Raw genomic sequence first — 6,144 nt, forward strand, 5'->3', positions numbered from 1 at the left:
TCTTAAAGAAACTTCACGTTTTGCAACTTTATCATTTAACTTCAAATTCTGAATTCATGATTACTAAAAAATCAAAAATCTGGAAATACTTTTCTCGCCTTTTTCTATCTATTGATCAACTTGGAAATGCCATAGCTGGCGGAGATCCAGATAATACAATATCAGCTAGAGTAGGATATTATAATCATCATTACTTTCCTGAAAACGAAAAAGTACCTTGGTATTGGTCTGTTTTTGAAAAGATTATAAATGTTACATTTTGTCCTGCCGATGGACCAAATCATTGCCATGAAGCTTATCATAACGATGCTGGTGAAATATTTGATAACAGATTAACAAATATTTTAGTTGCAATTGCTGCTACAATAATTATTATTCCAAGTTGTATTGTAATAGCTTTTATCCTTTACCTTCTATCCGCTTTAGGAATTGTAAAAAGGAAAACTATTGAAAGAGATAAAAATTTGGAGAAACGCTTAAACTCTTGTTCATTAGTATTAATAAGTACTTTTCAAGAAATAAATGAACATGGCTTAGATTTTAATCTTGAAAATTCGAAGAAACAATTAAAAATACTTTTAGAAAAAGCAGACAAGATTAAGCAGGCCATTAATTCGAAATAGAAAAATTTAATTTTATACCTCTTTATTAGAAAATGCCTTCTTATTAAATACAATAAGCATTATAAAACCTGTGCTAATAGCCATATCGGCTATATTAAAAACGGGGTCGAAAAAGCTAAAGCGTTTCCCTCCAGAAAAAGGAAACCATTCTGGTAAATCTACTTCAAATAAGGGGAAGTGTAACATATCTACAACTTTGCCATGTAGCAAACTATCATATCCGCCAGTTTCTGGAAGAAAACTTGCTATTTGTCCGTAACTATGATCAAATAAAACCCCGTAGAATACCGAATCAATTATATTCCCTAAAGCACCAGAAAATATTAAAGCAATAGCTATAATTAATACTTTAGCGCTCTGTTTTTTTGTAGCATCATACAACCAATAGCCAATTCCGAAAATAGCAACAATTCTGAAGGATGTTAATATAACTTTGGCTGTTCTGTCAGATATAAAGGATACAAAATCACTAATTTTTGTACCCCAAGCCATTCCATCGTTTTCAACAAATATAATTTCAAACCAACCAAAAACTTCAACGCTATCTTGAAGCGCAAAACTTGTTTTTATATATATTTTACTAATCTGGTCGATTAGTAAAATAATTAGGATTAGGAATATGGATTTTTTTAGTGACATTTAACAGAATACTTCATTTAATAATAGATTCCTGCCCTTCGCAGGAATGACAAATAAAAAAACGCCTCGTGTTTATCGAGACGTTTCAAATATATAATTTAAAATAAAATTATTGCATGTTTTTGGCTTCAATACTTAGGGTTGCATGAGGCACGAGTTCTAATCTTTTTTTATTGATTAGTTTTCCAGTTACACGGCAAACGCCATAGGTTTTGTTTTCTATTCTAATTAATGCATTTTTTAAATCGCGAATAAATTTTTCTTGACGAATAGCCAATGCAGAATTAGATTCTTTACTCATAACAGCACTTCCTTCATCAAAAGCCTTAAATGTTGGCGATGTATCTTCTGTACCATTATTATGATCGTTCATATAAGCACTCTTAATTAATTCTAAATCGTGCTGTGCTTTTTCTATTTTCTTAACTATTAAATCTTTAAAATCAGTTAAATCTTTGTCTGAATATCTTACGGTATTTTCCGCCATAATTTTAATGTTTTTGTATATATAGTTTGGTATTTACATCATCAAAAGCAATTTCTATACCATCCTCTAATTTATCAATAATTTCAAGTTCGTTTGTTAAAGTTTCCGATTTAATATAAGCCTTATTTGCATCAATAGCTTTTACGATATGCTCATCATTTTGAAACGTCACATCTATTCTATCTGTGACTTCAAATCCAGAATCTTTTCTTAAATTCTGTATTCTATTAATCAACTCTCTTGCAATACCTTCTCGCCTTAAATCTTCGGTAATTGTTACATCTAAAGCTACTGTTAAAGCACCTTCATTTGCGACTAACCACCCTTCAATATCTTGTGATGTAATCTCTACATCTGTACGTTCTAAAGTAATACTTTTTCCGTTCACTTCAACGTCTAAAATACCTTTTTGTTCGATATTTTTAATATCCTCTGATGTAAAGTTATTAACTAACTGAGCAACAGCTTTCATATCTTTTCCAAATCGAGGTCCAAGGACCTTAAAATTTGGTTTTATCTGTTTTACTAAAATATCTGAAGCATCTTCTAAAACTTCTATTTCTTTTACATTAACTTCAGATTTAATAAGGCCTGCAACAGCTAAAATTTCATTTTTCTGAGATTCACTATTAATAGGAATCATTATTTTTTGTAATGGTTGTCTTACTTTTATTTTTTCTTTAGCTCTTAATGACAAAACTAAAGAGGAAATAATTTGAGCACTTTCCATCTTGTTTTCCAGAGACTTATCAACATACAACTCATCAAAAACAGGGAAATTTGCTAAATGAACACTTTCAAAACTTTCTTTTTTGGTTGCTGCATTCAAATCTAAATACAATCTATCCATAAAAAATGGTGCAATTGGTGCGCTTAACTTAGCAATAGTTTCCAAGCATGTGTAAAGTGTTTGGTATGCTGAAATTTTATCTTGTTGATAATCTCCTTTCCAGAAACGTCTTCTGCTTAAACGTACAAACCAGTTACTTACATAATCTTGTGTAAAATCTGAAATGGCTCTTGCAGCTCTTGTTGGTTCGTAATCTGCATAAAAAACATCTACTTTTTGAATTAACGTATGCAATTCTGAAAGTATCCAACGGTCTATTTCTGGTCTTTCATTTAAAGGAATATCAGCTTCGCTATAATTGAAATTATCTAGGTTAGCATATAACTGAAAAAATGAATAGGTATTGTAAAGTGTTCCGAAAAACTTACGTTTTACTTCTTCAATACCTTCTAAATCAAATTTTAAATTATCCCACGGGTTAGCGTTTGAAATCATATACCAACGCGTAGCATCTGCTCCGTAATTTCCAAGAGTTTCAAAAGGGTTAACAGCGTTTCCTAAACGTTTGGACATTTTTTGTCCGTTTTTATCTAGTACCAATCCGTTTGAAACCACATTTTTATAAGCAACTGAATCGAAAACCATAGTACCTATAGCATGAAGCGTGTAGAACCACCCACGAGTTTGATCAACACCTTCTGCAATAAAATCAGCAGGATATGTAGTTCCTTTATCGATTAAACCCTTATTTTCAAAAGGATAATGCCATTGTGCATAAGGCATGGAACCAGAATCGAACCAAACATCAATAAGGTCGCTTTCGCGGAACATTTTTTGTCCTGAAGGTGATACTAATACAATATTATCAACAATGTTTTTATGTAAATCGATTTTAGCATAGTTTTCTTCGGAATTGTTTCCAACTTCAAAATCTGCAAAAACATCTGCTTTTAAAACTCCAGCTGAAACCGCTTTAGCCATTTCACCTTTTAATTCTTCAACTGAGCCAATACAGATTTCCTCTTTCCCATCTTCAGTTCTCCAAATTGGTAATGGAATTCCCCAATAACGAGAACGCGACAAATTCCAATCGTTTGCATTTGCTAACCAATTTCCAAAACGGCCTGTACCGGTCGATTTTGGCTTCCAATTGATGGTTTCGTTAAGTTCAAACATGCGCTCCTTAACATCCGTTACTTTTATAAACCAAGAGTCTAACGGATAGTATAAAATTGGTTTATCAGTACGCCAACAGTTTGGGTAACTGTGCTTATATTTTTCAACCTTAAAGGCTTTGTTTTCTTCTTTTAATTTAATGGCAAGCTCAACATCTATAGAACGTTCTGGTGCTTCACCATCATTGTAATATTCGTTTTTCACATACTTACCAGCAAATTCTCCCATTTCTGGCCTGAAACGCCCTTGTAAATCTACCAATGGCACTAAATTATCATTATCGTCCTTAACCAATAGTGGTGGAATTTCAGGTGATGCTTGTTTTGCAACTAATGCATCATCTGCTCCAAACGTTGGTGCTGTATGTACTATTCCTGTTCCATCTTCAGTGGTTACGAAATCTCCTGAAATAACTCTAAATGCATCTTGAGGATTATCGTTTGGAAGTGCATATTTTAAAAGTTGTTCGTATCGAATTTCTAATAAGTCTGAACCTTTACATTCAGCAACTACTAAAAACGGAATCTTTTTATCTTCTTTTGAATAAGCAGATAATTCTGAAATAGCTTCTGTTTGTTGATACTTTCCAGTAAATTGTTTTCCAACTAAATTTTTAGCAATAATTACATGAACAGGCTCAAAAGTATATTGATTGTAAGTTGCTACAACTACATAATCAATCTTAGAACCAACTGTTAATGCGGTATTACTTGGCAATGTCCAAGGTGTAGTTGTCCAAGCTAGAAGATGTAAATTATCGAATTTTTTTAAGAATTCTGGTAATGTATTTTTAACTGCTTTAAACTGAGCAACTACAGTAGTATCAGTAACATCTTGATAAGTCCCAGGTTGATTTAACTCGTGCGAGCTTAATCCTGTTCCTGCTTTTGGCGAATATGGTTGAATGGTATAGCCTTTGTAAATTAACGATTTATTGTAAATCTGTTTTAGTAACCACCAAACCGACTCCATGTATTTAGGCTCGTAAGTAATATATGGATCATCCATATCTACCCAATACCCCATTTTTTGAGTTAGGTCGTTCCATACATCTGTGTAACGCATAACTGCTTTTCTACAGGCAGCATTATAATCTTCAACAGAAATGGTTTTACCAATATCTTCTTTAGTGATTCCTAATTCTTTTTCAACACCTAATTCAATGGGTAATCCATGCGTGTCCCAACCTGCTTTACGTTTAACTTGGTAGCCTTTCATGGTTTTATAACGCGGAAAAATATCTTTTATAGCACGGGCTAAAACGTGGTGTACTCCAGGAAGTCCGTTTGCAGATGGTGGGCCTTCAAAAAAAACAAATGATTCTTTACCTTCTCTAGTAGATACACTTTTTTCAAAGATGTTATTTTCTTGCCAATATTGTAGTATATCATTAGCTACATTTGGTAAGTCAAGTCCTTTATATTCAGGAAATTTAGCGCTCATTTCTCGTTGATTCTTATAAGTTCGCGAATTTAAGGAATTATACTTAAAACATTAATTTTAAAAACAAAAAAAGACTACCTATAAAAGCAGTCTTTTTTTAAATTTTAATATTCAATGCGCAATTAATTCACAATAACCTTTTTAGTAAGCACCTCATTAGTATCTGTTTTCATCCAAACTACATAAGCGCCTGTGGATATATTACTAAATTGTAATCCATTTTCTAAGCTTTCTTTTGATACATCTGCATGTTCTAAAACTATCTGGCCACGCATGTTTACTAACGATAATTTACTAACATCGCTATTTAGCTTTTTAACAAACAAAGTATTACTTGTGTTTTGATAATAGATAAAGTTTTCTGTTACTATAGATTCTGCTGTGCTTAAACTTTCTTGTTCACTTTGGAACACAATTTCAAAGCGCTCATTAAAAATGCCTTGACCTGATGAAAAACCATAGGCCGTATCTTGGGTTAAATCAAAATACGTTCCTGTTTCATTATCTCTTAAGTAGATGGCTTGAGTTTCATCTATGTTTTCTAAATCTGAAATCCGTATCTCAAAACCATTATCTCCTGATGAACTGAAGTTTAATGGAACTACCTTATCAGTTGATATAGGCGCATAGGCTTGTATATTCATGTGCTCGCCTTCTAAATCTAAACTTAATGCATTATTGCTTGTTGTTGCCTTTTTTGCATCATAGCCATAATCATAACCATCTGTTGTAAATGCACTAAAACCTAACAATAACTCATGTCTCGTCTCTGGCCCTGAGGTAGAACTAAACTCTAATCTGATTTTTTGCATTGGCGATGATGTTGTTTCTCTTTTTGAAGTATTACCATTTGATGTTTTGCCTTTTCCTGATTTTGAAAAGACGGAACCTGTATCATCTGAACCATCGGCATCTGCTTCTTTTATAAACACGCGCTGACTATTATTAAACTCAACTTGACCATCAGCTATAATTTCTGCCATAAA

Annotated in this window: 5 protein-coding genes; 1 reads left to right on the top strand and 4 read right to left on the bottom strand. The window is 32.6% G+C overall.

Features of this window, described 5'->3' with window-relative positions:
• The first annotated feature begins 56 nt into the window (after window positions 1–56).
• The gene (locus Q0870_RS14930; RefSeq protein ID WP_298556662.1) at window positions 57–623 is read left to right on the top strand and encodes a hypothetical protein; all 567 of its coding nucleotides are present in this window, start codon (window positions 57–59) and stop codon (window positions 621–623) included.
• A 12-nt stretch (window positions 624–635) separates the two neighbouring features.
• Here the strand turns inward: Q0870_RS14930 and Q0870_RS14935 are convergent, their stop codons facing one another.
• From Q0870_RS14935 to Q0870_RS14950, 4 genes are all read right to left on the bottom strand, one after another.
• Window positions 636–1,262 carry a lipoprotein signal peptidase gene (locus Q0870_RS14935; RefSeq protein WP_298556664.1) on the bottom strand — a complete coding sequence of 209 codons (627 nt, stop codon included), beginning with the start codon at window positions 1,260–1,262 and terminating at the stop codon, window positions 636–638.
• A 109-nt stretch (window positions 1,263–1,371) separates the two neighbouring features.
• Complete coding sequence (locus Q0870_RS14940) at window positions 1,372–1,749, bottom strand: TraR/DksA C4-type zinc finger protein (RefSeq protein ID WP_298556666.1); 378 nt, start codon at window positions 1,747–1,749, stop codon at window positions 1,372–1,374.
• A gap of 4 nt (window positions 1,750–1,753) precedes the next feature.
• Window positions 1,754–5,158 carry an isoleucine--tRNA ligase gene (ileS, locus tag Q0870_RS14945; RefSeq protein ID WP_298556668.1) on the bottom strand — a complete coding sequence of 1,135 codons (3,405 nt, stop codon included), beginning with the start codon at window positions 5,156–5,158 and terminating at the stop codon, window positions 1,754–1,756.
• 122 nt (window positions 5,159–5,280) lie between these two features.
• Window positions 5,281–6,144 (bottom strand): T9SS type A sorting domain-containing protein (locus Q0870_RS14950; protein ID WP_298556670.1); only part of this gene is annotated, 864 nt, incomplete at its 5' end.

Origin of the sequence: uncultured Algibacter sp. (assembly GCF_947487575.1) — a bacterium.
Lineage (GTDB): Bacteria > Bacteroidota > Bacteroidia > Flavobacteriales > Flavobacteriaceae > Algibacter_B.

What these genes read in the sequence shown, in the direction of transcription:
- Q0870_RS14935 (WP_298556664.1), bottom strand. Translation starts at nt 1,262, where the DNA reads ATGTCACTAAAAAAATCCATATTCCTAATCCTAATTATTTTACTAATC.
- Q0870_RS14940 (WP_298556666.1), bottom strand. Translation starts at nt 1,749, where the DNA reads ATGGCGGAAAATACCGTAAGATATTCAGACAAAGATTTAACTGATTTT.
- ileS (WP_298556668.1), bottom strand. Translation starts at nt 5,158, where the DNA reads ATGAGCGCTAAATTTCCTGAATATAAAGGACTTGACTTACCAAATGTA.
- Q0870_RS14930 (WP_298556662.1), top strand. Translation starts at nt 57, where the DNA reads ATGATTACTAAAAAATCAAAAATCTGGAAATACTTTTCTCGCCTTTTT.